Origin of the sequence: Nocardia albiluteola, assembly GCF_018860155.1 — a bacterium.
GTDB lineage: Bacteria > Actinomycetota > Actinomycetes > Mycobacteriales > Mycobacteriaceae > Nocardia > Nocardia albiluteola.
In genome coordinates this window covers 41,577-57,030 of sequence record NZ_JAHKNI010000020.1, presented here as the reverse complement: position 1 = coordinate 57,030, position 15,454 = coordinate 41,577, and the positions used below count along the sequence as shown (strand labels likewise).

13 protein-coding genes are annotated in these 15,454 nt (G+C 66.0%); 1 reads left to right on the top strand and 12 read right to left on the bottom strand.

The window, feature by feature from the left end:
• Window positions 1-4: 4 nt before the first annotated feature.
• The 10 genes from KO481_RS37870 to glyA all read right to left on the bottom strand — a co-directional run bounded on the left by KO481_RS37870 (window position 5) and on the right by glyA (window position 10,838).
• A complete protein-coding gene (locus KO481_RS37870; RefSeq protein WP_215923366.1) occupies window positions 5-637 on the bottom strand; it encodes an MBL fold metallo-hydrolase in 633 nt (210 codons plus the stop codon).
• Complete coding sequence (locus KO481_RS37865) at window positions 634-1,719, bottom strand: S-(hydroxymethyl)mycothiol dehydrogenase (RefSeq protein WP_215923365.1); 1,086 nt, start codon at window positions 1,717-1,719, stop codon at window positions 634-636. The genes KO481_RS37870 and KO481_RS37865 overlap by 4 nt, the downstream gene beginning before the upstream one ends.
• 16 nt (window positions 1,720-1,735) lie before the next feature.
• Complete coding sequence (locus KO481_RS37860; protein WP_215923364.1) at window positions 1,736-2,599, bottom strand: bifunctional methylenetetrahydrofolate dehydrogenase/methenyltetrahydrofolate cyclohydrolase; 864 nt, start codon at window positions 2,597-2,599, stop codon at window positions 1,736-1,738.
• Window positions 2,600-2,659: 60 nt separating this feature from the next.
• On the bottom strand, window positions 2,660-4,045 hold the full coding sequence (locus KO481_RS37855; protein WP_215923363.1) for an L-serine ammonia-lyase: 1,386 nt from the start codon (window positions 4,043-4,045) through the stop codon (window positions 2,660-2,662).
• A 67-nt stretch (window positions 4,046-4,112) separates the two neighbouring features.
• Window positions 4,113-4,526, bottom strand: a complete 414-nt coding sequence (locus tag KO481_RS37850) for a glycine cleavage system protein H (RefSeq protein WP_215923362.1) — start codon at window positions 4,524-4,526, stop codon at window positions 4,113-4,115.
• Window positions 4,527-4,554: 28 nt separating this feature from the next.
• Window positions 4,555-5,145 carry a sarcosine oxidase subunit gamma gene (locus tag KO481_RS37845; RefSeq protein WP_215923361.1) on the bottom strand — a complete coding sequence of 197 codons (591 nt, stop codon included), beginning with the start codon at window positions 5,143-5,145 and terminating at the stop codon, window positions 4,555-4,557.
• Window positions 5,138-7,999 (bottom strand): 2Fe-2S iron-sulfur cluster-binding protein, encoded by a 2,862-nt coding sequence (locus KO481_RS37840; RefSeq protein WP_215923360.1) that lies wholly within the window; start codon window positions 7,997-7,999, stop codon window positions 5,138-5,140. The genes KO481_RS37845 and KO481_RS37840 overlap by 8 nt, the downstream gene beginning before the upstream one ends.
• Entirely contained in the window at window positions 7,996-8,274 is a 279-nt protein-coding gene (locus KO481_RS37835; protein WP_215923359.1) for a sarcosine oxidase subunit delta, read from the bottom strand. Before KO481_RS37835 ends, KO481_RS37840 begins: the two co-directional genes overlap by 4 nt.
• A 12-nt stretch (window positions 8,275-8,286) precedes the next feature.
• Window positions 8,287-9,522 carry a sarcosine oxidase subunit beta family protein gene (locus KO481_RS37830; protein ID WP_215923358.1) on the bottom strand — a complete coding sequence of 412 codons (1,236 nt, stop codon included), beginning with the start codon at window positions 9,520-9,522 and terminating at the stop codon, window positions 8,287-8,289.
• Entirely contained in the window at window positions 9,522-10,838 is a 1,317-nt protein-coding gene (glyA, locus tag KO481_RS37825; protein WP_281066280.1) for a serine hydroxymethyltransferase, read from the bottom strand. The genes KO481_RS37830 and glyA overlap by 1 nt, the downstream gene beginning before the upstream one ends.
• 128 nt (window positions 10,839-10,966) lie before the next feature.
• Between glyA and KO481_RS37820 the strand changes: the two genes are divergently transcribed.
• A complete protein-coding gene (locus KO481_RS37820; protein ID WP_215923357.1) occupies window positions 10,967-11,638 on the top strand; it encodes a GntR family transcriptional regulator in 672 nt (223 codons plus the stop codon).
• 18 nt (window positions 11,639-11,656) lie between these two features.
• Here KO481_RS37820 and purU read toward each other — a convergent pair whose 3' ends face one another.
• Window positions 11,657-12,508: a formyltetrahydrofolate deformylase gene (gene purU, locus KO481_RS37815; protein WP_215923356.1), complete on the bottom strand. Its 852-nt coding sequence runs from the start codon at window positions 12,506-12,508 to the stop codon at window positions 11,657-11,659.
• A gap of 101 nt (window positions 12,509-12,609) precedes the next feature.
• Window positions 12,610-15,075 carry a GcvT family protein gene (locus KO481_RS37810; protein WP_215923355.1) on the bottom strand — a complete coding sequence of 822 codons (2,466 nt, stop codon included), beginning with the start codon at window positions 15,073-15,075 and terminating at the stop codon, window positions 12,610-12,612.
• Window positions 15,076-15,454 lie beyond the last annotated feature (379 nt).

Sequence of the window (15,454 nt, the reverse complement as noted above, 5' to 3'; positions counted from 1 at the left end):
GATCTCAATGCCCGCGCGCGATCCATTCGGCCAGGTGTGGTGCCTCGTCGCCGATCGTGGTGGCATCACCGTGTCCGGTATGCACCCGGGTGTCCTCGGGCAGGGCGAACAGCCGGTCCCGGATGGAGCCGATGATCGTCGGGAAGCTGGAGTACGAGCGCCCGGTCGCCCCCGGACCGCCGGAGAAGAGCGTGTCGCCGGAGAACAGGGCTCCGGCCTCTGGCATATACAGGCACGACGACCCGGGCGAATGGCCCGGCGTGTGGATCACCTGGATCTCGGTGCCGGCGACGGTGATTCGCTGGCCGTCGTCCAGTCGCCGGTACCGTTCGCCCGGATGGGTCATCTTCCACAGCACGTCGTCGCCGGGGTGCAGCAGCACCGGAGCATCCAGCAGGCCGGCCAGCTCGGGGGCCACGGTGATGTGATCGTTGTGTCCGTGCGTGCAGACGATGGCCGTCACGTTGCGTCCGTCGACGGCGTCGATGATCGGCTCGACCTGGTGAGCCGCGTCGACGATCACCAGGTCGGTATCGTCGCCGATCAGCCAGATGTTGTTGTCGACATCCCAGGATCCGCCGTCGAGGGTGAAAGTGCCCGTGGTGACGACTCGTTCGATGCGCAACCCACCACTCACAGCACCACCACCGAGCGCAGGACCTCACCGGCATGCATGGTGTGGAAGGCGTGCTCCACCTCGTCGAGCTTTATCCGCTCGGTGACGAACCGGTTCAGGGGCAGACGTCCCTGCTGATAGAGGTCCACGAGCATGGGGAAATCCCGTTCGGGCAGGCAGTCCCCGTACCACGAGGACTTCAGGGCTCCGCCGCGGGAGAAGAAATCGATGAGCGGCATCTCGAGGGTCATATCCGGTGTCGGCACGCCCACGAGCACCACGGTGCCGGCCAGGTCCCGGGCGTAGAAGGCCTGTTTCCAGGTCTCCGGGCGCCCGACCGCGTCGATCACGACATCGGCGCCGAAGCCGCCGGTCAATTCCCGCACAGCCTCGACCGCATCCACATTCGCACCGTTGACGGTGTGTGTGGCGCCGAGCTCGCGGGCCCACTGCAGTTTGGTGTCGTCGCGGTCGATCGCGATGATCGTGCCCGCGCCGGCAAGTCGAGCACCCATGATCGCGGCGTCACCGACGCCGCCGCAGCCGATCACGGCGACCGAATCTCCGCGGCCGACATTGCCGGTGTTCACTGCGGCGCCGAGACCGGCCATGACTCCGCATCCGAGCAGTCCGACCACTGCTGGATCCGCCGACGGGTCCACCTTGGTGCACTGCCCTGCGTGCACGAGCGTCTTGTCGGCTAGCGCGCCGATCCCCAGCGCGGGGGTGAGTTCGGTGCCGTCGGCGAGGGTCATCTTCTGCCGGGCGTTGTGAGTGTCGAAGCAGTACTGCGGGCGTCCGCGTTTGCAGGCGCGGCACTGTCCGCAGACGGCACGCCAGTTCAGGACGACGAAATCGCCGACCGCGACCGAGTCCACGTTCTCTCCGACCGACTCGACCACACCGGCGGCCTCGTGGCCCAGCAGGAACGGAAACTCGTCGGTGATTCCGCCTTCTCGATAGGTCAGGTCGGTGTGACAGATCCCGCACGCCGATACCGCGACGACGACTTCGCCGGGACCCGGATCAGGGATCGTGATCATGGTGAGTTCGGCGGGAGCGCCCTTGGCGCGGGCGATGACACCTCGCACTTGCTGAGGCATGACTGTTCTCCTTTTCCTAGGGGGTGGATTCCGAGATCCCCTCGGCGATCTCGACGACGTTCGCGAGCAGCATGGCTCGCGTCATGGGGCCTACACCACCGGTGGCGCCGCTGAGCTTTCCGGCGACGCGGTCCACGTGGGGATGGACATCGCCGAGGATGCCCTCGACCGTACGGGTGATGCCCACCGACAAGACCGTCGCGCCGGGGCTGATCCAGTCGGGTTGCACCAGATGGGCCACACCGGCCGCGGCGATGACGACGTCGGCGGCGCGCGTATGGGCGGCGGTGTCGACGGTAGCCTCGTGGCACAGCGTCACCGTGGCGTGCTCGCTGCGGCGGGTGAGCATCAGGCCCAGGGGCCGGCCGACCGTTACGCCACAGCCGATTACGCAGAACCGGGCACCGGTGATCGGCACGTCGTAATGGCGCAGCAACTCCAGGATGCCGCGTGGCGTGCAGGGCAGGGGACCGCGCATACCGAGGACCAGCCGGCCGAGGTTCGTCGGATGCAGCCCATCGGCATCCTTGTTCGGATCGATCAGAGCGAGAACGCGATGGGTATCGATGTGCGGCGGCAGCGGCAGTTGGACGATGAATCCTGTGCAGGCGTTGTCGGTGTTGAGTTGTAGCACTGCGGCCTCGATATCGGCCTGAGCGGCGGTGGCAGGCAGCCGCAGCTGGATGGAGTGCAGGCCGACCTCGCGGCAGTCGCGGTGTTTGGCCGCGACGTAGGCGTGGCTGCCCGGGTCGTCGCCCACGAGAATGGTGCCCAGGCCCGGCCGGATGTCCTGCACGTGCAGCAGGGCGATCCGTTCGGCCAGTTGGCGTTTGATCTGCCGGCTGACCGTCTTCCCGTCGATCGATGTCGCTGTCGCCACGACGTGTGCCTCTCTATCGCGGTCGCGGATGGTCGGGGGAGTGGGATGCGCGCGGTGCGATCAGCATTCGACGAAATTGACCGGGACACTCACCGCGAGTCCGCCCATCGAGGTTTCCTTGTATTTCGAGCTCATGTCCTGTCCGGTCGCCCGCATGGTGTCGATCACCTGGTCAAGACTGACTCGATGAATTCCGTTGCCGCGCAGTGCCATTCGTGCCGCATTGATCGCCTTTCCGGCCGAGATGGCATTGCGCTCGATACACGGGATCTGCACCAGCCCCTCGACCGGATCGCAGGTGAGCCCCAAGCTGTGTTCCATCGCGATCTCGGCGGCGTTCTCGATCTGAGCCGGGGTGCCGCCGAGGATTTCGGCCAGGCCCGCAGCCGCCATCGATGCGGCCGATCCGACCTCGCCCTGGCATCCCACCTCGGCGCCGGAGATCGACGCTCGCTCCTTGTACAGCGAACCGATCGCTCCCGCGGTGAGCAGGAAACGAATCGCGGTATCGTCGCGGTCGGTCCGCCCGGCCTGTGTGTAGTGCACCGCGTAGTGAAGGACAGCAGGGATGATGCCGGCGGCGCCGTTGGTCGGCGCTGTGACTATCCGGCCGCCCGCGGCGTTCTCCTCGTTCACCGCCAGCGCGACCAGATTCACCCAGTCCTCCGCGAAGGCCGGGTCGCGATCCGGATCCTCGGTGTGCAGCCGCAGGTACCATTCCCGGGCTCGCCGACGGACCCGCAGCACACCGGGCAGGTCGCCCTCGCGCGAGATTCCGCGTCGCTCGCAGTCGACCATGACGTCGCGAATATGCAGGAGGCGATCGAAAACCTCGGCGGCCGGACGGAATTGGCGTTCGAAGTTCAGCATGATCTCACCGATGCTGCATTCGGAGCGGTCGGTGAGCTCCAGCAACTCCTTCGCCGAGGAGAACGACCACTCGCTGTGGCAGGGGCGTTCGGGAGGTCGCCCGGTCTCGGATTCGGTAACGACGAATCCGCCACCGATCGAGTAGTAGGTCTCGATGTCGACGGCGATCTGCTTGTCGGTATACGCGGTGATCGTCATGGCGTTGGGGTGCAACGGCAACACGGTCAGCGGGCGCAACACCATGTCGCCCTCGGTCAGGGCGATGTCGCGAATCCCGCCCAGAGCGATCCGCCCGCTGCGGCGCATCGCATCGAGGCGGCTTTCCATTTCCTCGTTGTCGATCGTTTCGGGGGCGTATCCCTCGAGGCCGAGCAGGATCGCGGCCATGGTTCCGTGCCCGGCTCCGGTCGCCGCTAGTGAGCCGAACAATTCGACCCGCACCGCGCTGACACGCGCGAGTGTGCCACTGCCGGCCAGGTCGGACACGAAGCGAGCCGCGGCCCGCATCGGCCCGACCGTGTGCGAGCTGGAGGGGCCGATGCCTACCGAGAACAGGTCGAAGATGCTGACGGTCATGAAGCCACAATCCTGAACGGAGTCGTATGGGGTCGCTGCGGCGAATCGATACGCTGGACGGACGATCTCATACTGTCGCTCCGATTTCCTCGAGGTACTGCCTGCGTGTCAGTAGCCCGTTGGTCGAGGAACTGGGTGTCGGCAGCACCGCGAACAGCCAACCGGTGTGAAATGAGTCCTCGGCCACCGATTCCGGCCTCGCGATCGCCTCGGCGTTATGGATGGTGATCATGCCGGCGATCGGTGAGTAGATCGGAAATGCCGGTCGTCCGGCGAGCCGGACCGAGCCGCACGGCACGCGGGCCGCGACGATGCTGCGGACCGGCGGCAGTTCCACTGCGACGACCTCGTGCCCGAGCACGGCGAGCGGAGTCAGACCGGCGCGGATCGGATAGTCGGCAAAGCGGCCGCCGGGAGCCAATGCCAGCCAGCTGTGCTGGTTGCTGTATGTGCGGTCGATCGGAAAGTGCTGAACCTGCATGACGTTCCGTTCCTTGTGGCTGATTGCATTATCTGCCGGTGCCGAACTCTGCGGCGGCGTCGGTCAGCCACTGCGCGAGATATCGCGCGAACGAGGACCGCACCAGGACTCGGTAGTCGGTCCCATAGTCGTCCAGGGCGATCAGCACCACTGCCGCCAGGCCGAGCATGCTCTGCACCGCCGAACCGGCGCGGAAGACCCTCGGGTGCAGGTCGATCGAGCAGCCTTTCGCAAGGACATCGCGGACACGAGACCCACTGAGCCGCACCGCGGTCCGTTGACCGGAGACGTCGACGGCCGCGCCGCCGTGCGTGCCGACGGCCGCGCGCAGTTCGGTTTCCAGTGTGTTCGCCGCGATCGTGCGGCTGGTCACCAGCCATTCCTGCGGGCCCAGCCAGATCGCACTCGTGTGTGACACGCCAGCCGCGGTCGCGGGTGTGGTGGGCAGGTCGAAGCCGAGTATCTCGCGCGCCGCCGTGTGGCCGGGCCCGGCCGGGTCCACCCACAGGTCCACCATCGCGAGGAACGGTTCCTCCGCCATGGTCACCGATGCCGGAAGTTCACCGAACCGCTGCCGCCAGTCGTGCAACGGGCTTGCCGCAGTGAGAGTGTCAGCCATCGCGCCGTGCTCCTTCGGGATCGACCAGGACGGTGCCGGTGACCTCGACCGGTACCAGCGTGCCGTCCACGGGAACGTGCAGGGTCTCGCCTATTCGCGAGTGGCCGCCCTTGACCAGGGCAAGTGCGAACGGGCGGCCGAGTTCGGCGCTGCGATAGCTCGAGGTGACATGCCCGAGCATCGGTACCGGCGCCGGCGGCAGTTGACCGTCGGTGACCGGTTCGATGATCTGAGCGCCCTCCGGCAGCACCGTGTCTCGGTCCACGGGCAACAGCCCGACGAATTGCTTGCGCAGTGGATTGAGATTCTCCGCGCGTGTGAAGGAGCGTTTGCCCACGAAATCGGCCTTCTTCTTGGACACCGCCCAGCTCATTCCGAGATCCTGTGGTGTGACCGTGCCGTCGGTGTCCTGGCCGATGATCGGATAGCCCTTCTCGGCACGCAGCACATGCATCGTCTCGGTGCCGTACGGCGTGATGCCGAACTCGGCGCCGGCCGAAACGAGTCGCTCCCACAGGGCTGCGGCGTGCCAGCTGTCGACGTTGACCTCGAATGCGAGCTCACCGGAGAAACTCACCCGTGCCACTCGGACAGGCACCTCGCCGATGCGGGTGTCGCGCCACGCCATGAAGGGAAAAGCCTCGTTACTCACCTCGAGATCCGGGAAGACCCGTCCGATGACCTCGCGCGATTTCGGCCCTGCGACCGGAAAAGTCGCCCACTGCTCGGTGACCGAGGTGAGCCGGACCACCAGGTGCGGCCACTCGGTCTGCAACCATTCCTCCATCCAGTCGAGGATTTTCGCCGCATTGCCGGTGGTGGTGAACACTTGGAAACGGTCCTGTGCCAGCCGCATCACGGTGCCGTCGTCGATGACCATGCCGTCGATCCCGCACATCACGCCGTACCGGACCATCCCCACCTTCAGGGTGCTCATCATGTTCGTGTAGAGCATGTCGAGCAGCGCCCCGGCGTCCGGGCCCTGCACATCGATCTTGCCGAGCGTCGAGCCGTCGAGGATACCGACGCGACGGCGCACCGCGGTGCATTCCCGCAGCACGGCGGCATCCATGTCCTCACCGGGCAACGGATAGTAGCGCGGGCGCTTCCATTGGCCGACGTCCTCGAAGACCGCGCCACGGGCGACATGCCAATCATGCACGGCCGTCACACGTTCGGGGTCGAACAGCCGTCCTCGGCTACGTCCGGCGAGCGCCGCGAACGCCACCGGTGTGTACGGCGGCCTGAATGTGGTGGTACCGAGGTTCTCGATCGGCATGTTCAGGAGTTCAGCCGTGATCCCCGAAGCGAGGACACCGGATGTCTTTCCCTGATCGTGCGCGGTGCCGATCGTGGTGTAGCGCTTGATGTGTTCCATCGACCGCATGCCGGCACCGACGGCGCGGGCGAGGTCGGCCACGGTCGCATCGCGTTGCACGTCCACGAACTGGCTCCCCTCACCGGCCGTGTCCGGAACGCGCCAGAGCACCAACGGCGGGGCGATCTCGCCGGCGTCCTCGACGGGGAGGTCCTCGGACACGGAGGCTGTGACCCCGAGGCCGAGCAGAGCGGCGGTGCCGGCCCCGCGGCCCTCGTGCACACAGCCCGTCAGATCGAACACGCCGTTGGCAGCACCGGCGATCGAAACCCCCGGCAACGATTCACCCGGCAGGAAAGCACCGAGCTCGTCGTCGTAGCGCAGGGTGCCACGTGCCTGGCTGAAGAGATGGACGGCAGGATTCCAGCCTCCGCTGACCAGCAGTACGTCGCAGGCCAGCGGTACGCGGAGCTCACGCCCGGTATTCGAGGGCCCGGTCACGACCGCATGGGTGATGCGGTCCTCGCCGCGCGTACCGCTCACCACGGATCCGGTGCGAACGGCGATGCCCCGCCGTTCGCATTCCCGCTGCCACCGTTGCGGCGCCTCGTCGCGGGCCTCGACCACGGCGTTGATCCGGATACCGGCGTCGTGCAGGTCGATCGCGGCGAGATAGGCGCTGTCGTTGGTGGTGAAGACCACCGCCTGCGTACCGACCTTCACCCCGTAGCGGTGCAGGAAGGTGCGGGCACTGTGCGCCAGCATGATCCCGGGCCGGTCGTTGTCGGTGAACACGACCGGCCGCTCGTGCGCGCCGGTAGCGACCAGGACGTGCCGGGCGCGGATGCGCCACACCCGCTGACGGCTCAACTCGGCGGGCGCGGCGCAGCCCAGGTGGTCGGTGCGCCGCTCGAGAGCCAGCACGAAGCCGTCGTCGTAATGGCCGAACGCGGTGGTGCGTTGCAGGTGCAGGACATCGGGGTAGGTTGCCAGCTCGGCCGCCGCCACGGCGACCCAGTCCAGGGCCGGCGCACCCTCGATGGTGTCGGTCGAGCCCAGCAGTGCGCCGCCGGGCTCGCTCTGCTCGTCGACGAGCACCACCCGCGCACCGGCGCGCGCTGCGGTCACCGCGGCGGCGAGCCCGGCCGGTCCTGCGCCGACGATCAGCAGGTCGGCGTGCACGTGCTTGGCGTCGTACGTCGCCGAGTCGGGAATCTCGCCCAGCCGTCCCTGCCCCGGGATCCCCCGGGCCGCGAGACCGTGGAACAGCTCGATGGTCGTGGCCAGCAGCATCGGCTCCGGAAACGGCTCTTCGATCTGGACCAGCCCGCCGGTGTCCTCGGCCCACGCCGCCGAGATACCCCGCGGCCGACCCAGCTTGATGCTGCTGGTGATTCGGTGGATGCCGTGCGCGAGCAGCGCCGAGGCCAGCGTGTCGCCGGGGTGCCCGGTCAGCTCCCGCCCGTCGAAGGTGAAGGTACAGGTGGTATCGCGGTCGATCCGGCCGCGGTCGGGGGTGCGAAATGGTTGGTTCACGGTATCGCCGGCTTCTGCTCGTCCAAGCGGTAGATGCTGTGGAATCGGTAGGTGACGGTGTCGCGGACGGCGTTGAACCACCGCCGGCAGCCGGCACTGTGGTTCCACCGTTCGGCGAACAGGCCCTTGGGATTCGAGCGATAGAACACGTACCGCGCCCATTCTTCGTCGGTCAGCGCCTGTGGATCCGCGGGGTATGCGACGTGAGCCTCGCCGCCGTAGTGGAATTCGACTTCCTCTCGTGGCCCGCACCACGGGCATTCGATCAATTGCATTGCGGCTCCTGTTCAGTGCGCCACGGCGGCGGCGCCGTGTTCGTCGACGAGGGCGCCGGTGACGAATCTGTCCAGCCCGAACGGGGCGATGTACTCGTGCGGCTCGTCATTGGCGATCGTGTCGGCCAGGCACCAGCCGACACCGGGGGTGGCCTTGAACCCGCCTGTGCCCCAACCACAATTGAGGTAGACGTTGTCGTACGGAGTGCGCCCGACGATGGGGGAGGCGTCGGGACATACATCGACGATGCCGCCCCACGTGCGCAGCAGATGCGCGCGGGAGAAGACCGGGAACAGTTCGACGGCGGCGGCCATCTGGCGTTCGATGATGTGGAAGGCGCCGCGCTGGCCGTAACCGTTGTAGGAGTCGATTCCCGCGCCCATCACGAGTTCGCCCTTGTGCGCCTGCGACACATAGACGTGAATCGCGTTGGACATCACGATGGTCGGGTGCACGGGTTCGAGCAGTTCGGACACCAGTGCCTGCAGGGGGTGGCTCTGCAGCGGCGTTCGAATGCCGAGCATGTCGGTGAGCGTCGAGGTGTGCCCGGCCGCACAGAGCGCTACCTGCCCGGCCGCGATGTCGCCGCGGGTGGTGCGCACGCCGGTCACCCGATTGCCGTCGGTACTGAAGCCGGTGACCTCGCAGTTCTGAATGATGTCGATGCCGGCCTCATCGGCACGGCGGGCGAATCCCCATGCCACGTAGTCGTGTTTGGCGATCCCGGCCCGCGGCTGATAGGTCGCTCCGAGCACGGGGTAGCGGATATCGGTGGAGATGTTGACGATCGGGCACAGCTTCTTGACCTCGTCCGGCTCCACCCACTGGGCGTCGATGCCGTTGAGCTTGTTGGCCTCGACGCGGCGCACACTGTCACGGATGTCCTGGAGGCTATGCGCCAGGTTGAGTACGCCACGCTGGCTGAACAGGATCGGATAATCGAGGTCGTCCTCGAGTCCCTCCCACAGCTTCAGGGCGTGCTCGTAGATCCTGGCGCTTTCGTCCCACAGATAGTTCGACCGGATCAGCGTCGTGTTGCGGGCCATGTTTCCGCCTGCGAGCCAACCCTTTTCCAGCACCGCGACATTGGTGATGCCGTGATTTTTCGCCAGATAGTGGGCGGTGGCCAGTCCGTGACCCCCGCCTCCGACGATGACGACATCGTAGGTCTTCTTCGGTTCGGGACTGCGCCACAGGAATTCGGGGTGTTCGGGCAGGTGGGCGCCCGGTGGCTGGGTGGTTGTCATCACAGCACCTCCGACAGGCCGGGGTAGAGCGGGAAGCGCGACGCCAGGGCATCGACCCGGGCGCGCAGCCCGTCGAGATCGGTCTCGTCGGTGCCCGGCCGCAGGGCGGTCGCGATGATGTCGGCGACCTCGATGAAGGCATCGTGATCGAAGCCGCGGGTGGCCAGTGCCGGAGTGCCGATTCGAACGCCGGAACTGATCATCGGCGGGCGTGGGTCGAACGGAACCGCATTGCGGTTCACGGTGATTCCGACTCGGTGCAGCCGATCCTCGGCCTGTTTGCCGTCGAGTTCGGATTCCCGCAGATCCACCAGCACCAGATGGACATCGGTGCCGCCGCTGACCACGTTGACACCGGCCGCGCGCGAGTCCGGTTGCAGCAGGCGGTCCGCGAGAATCTTCGCGCCCGCCAAGGTGCGTTCCTGCCGTTCGCGGAATTCGGGCTCGGCGGCGAGTTTGAACGACACGGCCTTGCCGGCGATGACGTGTTCGAGCGGGCCGCCCTGCTGTCCCGGGAAAACCGAGGAGTTGATCTTCTTCGCCAGGGTCGCGTCGTTGGTCAGGATGATGCCGCCACGCGGACCGCCGAGTGTCTTGTGCGTGGTCGAGGTGACCACGTGCGCGTGCGGTACGGGGGAGGGGTGCAGTCCGGTTGCGACCAGTCCGGCGAAGTGTGCCATGTCCACCATGAGGTAGGCGCCGACTTCGTCGGCGATGCGCCGGAACGCCGCGAAGTCCAGGAAGCGTGGGTAGGCGGACCAGCCGGCCAGGATCAGCTTGGGACGGTGTTCGCGAGCGAGATGTTCAACCTCGTCCATGTCCACGAGGTGGTCCTGCGCGCGGACGTGGTAAGCGGCGACGTCGTAGAGCTTGCCGGAGAAGTTCAGCTTCATACCGTGCGTCAGGTGGCCGCCGTGTGCCAGATCCAGGCCGAGAATGGTGTCGCCGGGCTGCAACAACGCCGACATCGCCGCGGCATTGGCCTGTGCCCCCGAATGCGGCTGGACATTGGCGAACTCGGCCCCGAACAACGACTTCACACGATCGATCGCCAGCTGTTCGATGACGTCGACATGCTCACAGCCGCCGTAGTAACGCCGTCCGGGGTAGCCCTCGGCGTATTTGTTGGTCAATACCGAGCCCTGGGCCTGCATGACGGCCAGTGGGGCGAAATTCTCGCTGGCGATCATTTCGAGCGTGCCCTGCTGGCGTTCGAGCTCGGCGGCGATCGCCCGGTGGACATCGGGATCCAGGCCGGCAAGCTGTGCGGTCAGGGTGGGGTTTCCCTGCACGGCCGCAGCCGGACTCGAGTACATGTCCGACGTCATATTCGCCTCCCTGGACGATCAGTATGATGGAACTAGTATATCAGCTTGAAGGTAGGCTAGGGTCACATAGGATGGAACGTCAAGAGCTTGCGGTATATCAAGAGCGGGAGAGGGGAATGAGCGTGATCGGCTCGAGTGCTGTGGAGATGACTCCGGCCAACGGCACGAACGCGGACAGTGCATACCAGGTCATCAGGGATCGGCTGGTCATGCTCGATATTCGCCCGGGGGATCCGATCAACGACGATCACCTCGCCGCGGAACTCGGCGTCGGCCGCACTCCGGTGCGTGAAGCGCTCAAGCGCCTGGAACGCGATCGATTGGTGGTCGCCTATCCCCGGCGCGGAACGTTCGCCACCGGTGTCGATATGACCGATCTCGCCGACATCTCCGAGATCCGCCGGCAACTCGAGCCCATGGCTGCTGCTCGGGCGGCCAGGACGGCGCCTGCGGAAACGCGGGATCGTCTCGTCTTGCTGATCGACGAAATCGCCGGACTCCGCGATACGGACGACCCGCGGGAGCTGTTGCGCAAGGACATCCGGATGCATCGCGAGATCTACCGGGCCGCAGGCAATCCGCATCTGGAAGACATTCTGGTAAGCCTGGATTCGCATGCGACCAGGATTTGGTGCCTGTTTCTCGACCGGCTCCCGCATGTGGCGAGCCATGTCAAAGAGCATGTGCCGCTGTTGCAGGCCATCGTGGACGGTGACGCGGAGACCGCGGCCTCGCTGACCCTGGCTCACGTCACGGGATTCGAGCAGGCGATCCGCGAACTGCTGTAGTCGCCTGCTCCGGCCGGGTCAACTGAACACGACGGTGCGGTGTCCGTGCAGCAGCACTCGGTGTTCGCAGTGCCAACGGACCGCCCGCGACAGCGCCAGAGCTTCGACGTCCTGCCCGACCGTGGCCAGCCGTTCGGGATCGTAGGAGTGATCGATCCGAGTGACCTCCTGCTCGATGATCGGCCCCTCGTCGAGGTCGGAGGTGACGTAATGTGCGGTAGCGCCGACGAGTTTGACCCCGCGATCGAAGGCCTGATGATAGGGCTTCGCGCCTTTGAATCCGGGTAGGAACGAATGGTGGATGTTGATCGCCCGGCCATGGAGGGCCCGGCACAGGTCATCGGACAGGATCTGCATATATCGGGCCAGCACGACGAGATCGGCGTCGTACCGCTGCACGAGATCGAGCAGTTCGGCCTCCGCCCGCGGCTTGGTGTTCGGAGTCACCGGAACATGGACGAAGGGAAGGCCGGCCGCGTCGGCCATCGGACGCAGGTCGGTGTGGTTGGACACGACCGCCACCAGCTCGGCGCCGAGAATGCCTGCCCGCCAACGGAAGATCAGGTCGTTGAGGCAGTGCCCCATACGTGAGACCATGACGAGCACCCGCGGGGACCTGCAGTCGTTGAACTGGTAGGACATGCCGAATTCCGTTGCGACGGAGTCGAATTGCTCGGTCAGATGTGCGACGTCGGTGTCATCCTTGGGGATGAACGAAGTGCGCAGAAAGAACGAGCCGTTCCTCGTATCGTCGAACTGCTGATGCTGTGCGATATCGCAGTCGTGCTGGTACAAGAACGCGCTGACAGCGTGGACGATGCCCAAACGCTGCGCGCAGGACAGGGTGAGAGTGAAAGTATTGTTCGGCATCTGCGTCTCCAGGATTGCGGACGTTGTCGGTGCGATCGGCGTCACGCGGCGGAAGCGGCCGGCTGGGTGGTCTCGCTCCGTCCGGGACCACCCGAGCCGAGTCAGGACTTGATTTTCTTCATTTCGGGATCGAACAGCGGCTCGGCGACAACCGTGGCGGAGATTCGTGTGCCGAAATATTCGATCTCCACCGAGGTATCGATTTCGGCGGACGCGGGCAACCACGCATACGCGATCGGGGCGCCGACAGTGTGGCCGAATGCCGCGCTGGTGATGTATCCGGACGGTCGGCCATCGATGAAGACGGGCTCCTGGCCGAGCACGACCGACTGGCAATCGTCGACCATCAGACAGGCCAGCCGGCGTTCGACCGTCTCCTCGGAGAGACCTTCCAGCGCAAGGCGACCGACGAAGTCGCCCTTGTTCATTCGTACCGCGAAACCGAGCCCGGCAGCGTAGGGGTTGTGCTCGGTGGTCATATCGGTGCCCCAGGACCGGTACCCTTTTTCCAGCCGCAAGCTGTTGAAGGCGGCTCTTCCCGCGGCGATGACCCCGTGTTCGCGCCCCTGCGCCCAGAGCAGATCCCACAGCCGCAAGCCGTTGTCAGCGGAGGTGTACAGCTCCCAGCCGAGCTCACCGACGTACGACAGGCGCATCGCCGTCACCGGAATGCCGCCGATCCGAACCTGCTTGGCGCGGAAGTATTTGAAGTTCTCGTTCGAGAAGTCGTCGCTGCTGAGGGCCTCGACCAGGTCCCGGGCGCGCGGACCCCACAGGCCGATGCAGCAGGTGCCGCCGGTGATGTCCCGGATCTGCACGCTACCGTGCGAGGGCGCCTGCCGGCGGAAGTAATCGAGATCGAGGTTGCCGTTCGCGCCGATCTGAAAGGTGTCCTCGGACAGTCGCGTCACCGTCAGGTCGCTGCGTATCCCACCGGCATCGTCCAGGGCCAGGGTATACGTGACCGATCCGACGGACTTGTCCATCTTCCCGGTGGTGAGTCGGTCCAGTAGGGCCAGCGCGCCTGGCCCGGCGATCTCGAGCCGTTTGAGCGGAGTCATGTCGTACATCGCGACCGCGGTGCGGGTGCGCCAGGCCTCCGCCGCGGCGATCGGAGAGTAGAACTGGGCCGACCATGGATCCCGCTCGGGAGGAGTCCACTCGGCCGGAAGATCTTCGAGCAGGGCGGCATTCGCCTCGAACCAGTGCGGGCGCTCCCAGCCGGCGCTCTCCAGGAACACGGCGCCGAGTTCCTGCTGGCGGACGTGGAACGGGCTCACCCGCAGGTTGCGGGGCGAGACCCGTGGCTGCAGGGGGTGCAGGACGTCGTAGATCTCGACGAAGTTCTGCTGCGAGGTCTCGCTGACGTAATCCGGGGCCAACTGCACCTCTTCGAATCGGTGCACGTCGCAACCGTGCAGCTCGATCTCACTGCGCCCGTCGATCAGCAACTGTGCCACCGACCGCGCGACACCGGCCGAATGTGTCACCCAGACTGCCTCGGCGATCCAGAACCCCGCGACGTCGGCCGATTCGCCGATCAACGGTCCGCCGTCAGGAGTGAACGAGAAGACACCGTTGAATCCCTCCTGCACTTTCGCGTCCTGGAGACAAGGAAGCAGCAGCTTGCTCTGCTTCCACGACGGTGCGAAGTCCTCCTCGGTAAACCGCAGCATCGACGGCATATCCGATTCGGAAACATCACTGCCGTATGTCAATTCACGAAGATCGACCGGCATGGGGCGATGCGCGTAGCTGCCGATTCCCAGGCGGTCGACATGTTCGCGGAAATACAGGTCCTGGTCTTGATGCCGCAGGATCGGGAAACCGGCCTCGGCAACTTCGGCATTGCGGCCCATGAGTTCGGGAATCGGGCCGGTCTTGGCGTACTGGTGCGCCAAAGGCAGCAGCGGAACGTCCATACCGACCATCTCGCCGATCTCGGGCCCCCAGAAGCCCGCACAGGACACCACGATATCGGCCGGAATCACGCCATCGGCGGTCTCGACGCCGGTGACCCGGCCGTTGCTCTGCTTGATCCCGGTCACTCGGGTCTGCCCCCGGAACACCACACCGCGCACCTGCGCGCGGCGCGCCAACGCGACCACGACGCGTGAGGCCTTGGCAAGCCCGTCCGTCGGCACATACAGACCGCCGAGGATCTGCTTCTCGTCCACCAGCGGATGCAGTTTCACACATTCCGCGGGATCGATGACCGTGCCGGCGATACCCCACGATGTCGCCCATCCCTGTTTGCGGTGCAGGTCGGCGAGTCGCTCCGGGGTGGTGGCTACCTCGAGGCCGCCCACCTGGTTGAAGCACCACTGGCCCTCGACGTCCATGCTCAGGAACTTCTCGACCGTGTATCGGGCGAACTCGGTCATCGTCTTCGAGGCGTTGGTCTGAAAGACCAGGCCGGGTGCGTGCGAGGTCGAACCGCCGGTCAGCGGAAGCGGGCCCTGATCGAGCACGGTGATCCGGTCCCAGCCCCGAGCGGCCAGCTCGTCGGCCAGGTTGGCGCCGACGATGCCGGCTCCGATGATCACGACGCGGGGCGACGTACCCATAGTGGTCCCTTCCTGTGGCGGTTGCCGACGCGCGATGCCTGGCGCCTACAGCGGCGCGGGCTCACCCCCTCTGTGACGGAGCCTGCGCAACAACTGTGTTTATAACTGATATACCAATCAGCGTAAGTGTTGTCCCGGTCATGGTCAACAGGAGGAATCGGCGCGGGACCGCTGGTGGTTCAGTGCACACCGTGAACCACTGCATTCGTGTCTATGAGAATCAGTGTGACCCGTCGACAGGTGCCGGTCCGGTGTCGCGGCGGCGCAGGAGTAGGCGCGGGGTGCGGGTCGGGGTGGGGAAGGGCTGCCGGTTGCGAGGAGACGGTGTCGCGGCGTTCATCGGGGCGTAGTCGGTGATGGGGCGTGGTCGGGGTTCGTG

Bases quoted from the DNA above. Each gene is read 5' to 3' on its own strand.
- KO481_RS37865 (WP_215923365.1), bottom strand. From the start codon at position 1,719: ATGCCTCAGCAAGTGCGAGGTGTCATCGCCCGCGCCAAGGGCGCTCCC.
- KO481_RS37835 (WP_215923359.1), bottom strand. From the start codon at position 8,274: ATGCAATTGATCGAATGCCCGTGGTGCGGGCCACGAGAGGAAGTCGAA.
- KO481_RS37820 (WP_215923357.1), top strand. From the start codon at position 10,967: ATGAGCGTGATCGGCTCGAGTGCTGTGGAGATGACTCCGGCCAACGGC.
- KO481_RS37830 (WP_215923358.1), bottom strand. From the start codon at position 9,522: ATGACAACCACCCAGCCACCGGGCGCCCACCTGCCCGAACACCCCGAA.
- KO481_RS37850 (WP_215923362.1), bottom strand. From the start codon at position 4,526: ATGCAGGTTCAGCACTTTCCGATCGACCGCACATACAGCAACCAGCAC.
- KO481_RS37810 (WP_215923355.1), bottom strand. From the start codon at position 15,075: ATGGGTACGTCGCCCCGCGTCGTGATCATCGGAGCCGGCATCGTCGGC.
- KO481_RS37845 (WP_215923361.1), bottom strand. From the start codon at position 5,145: ATGGCTGACACTCTCACTGCGGCAAGCCCGTTGCACGACTGGCGGCAG.
- KO481_RS37855 (WP_215923363.1), bottom strand. From the start codon at position 4,045: ATGACCGTCAGCATCTTCGACCTGTTCTCGGTAGGCATCGGCCCCTCC.
- glyA (WP_281066280.1), bottom strand. From the start codon at position 10,838: ATGTACTCGAGTCCGGCTGCGGCCGTGCAGGGAAACCCCACCCTGACC.
- purU (WP_215923356.1), bottom strand. From the start codon at position 12,508: ATGCCGAACAATACTTTCACTCTCACCCTGTCCTGCGCGCAGCGTTTG.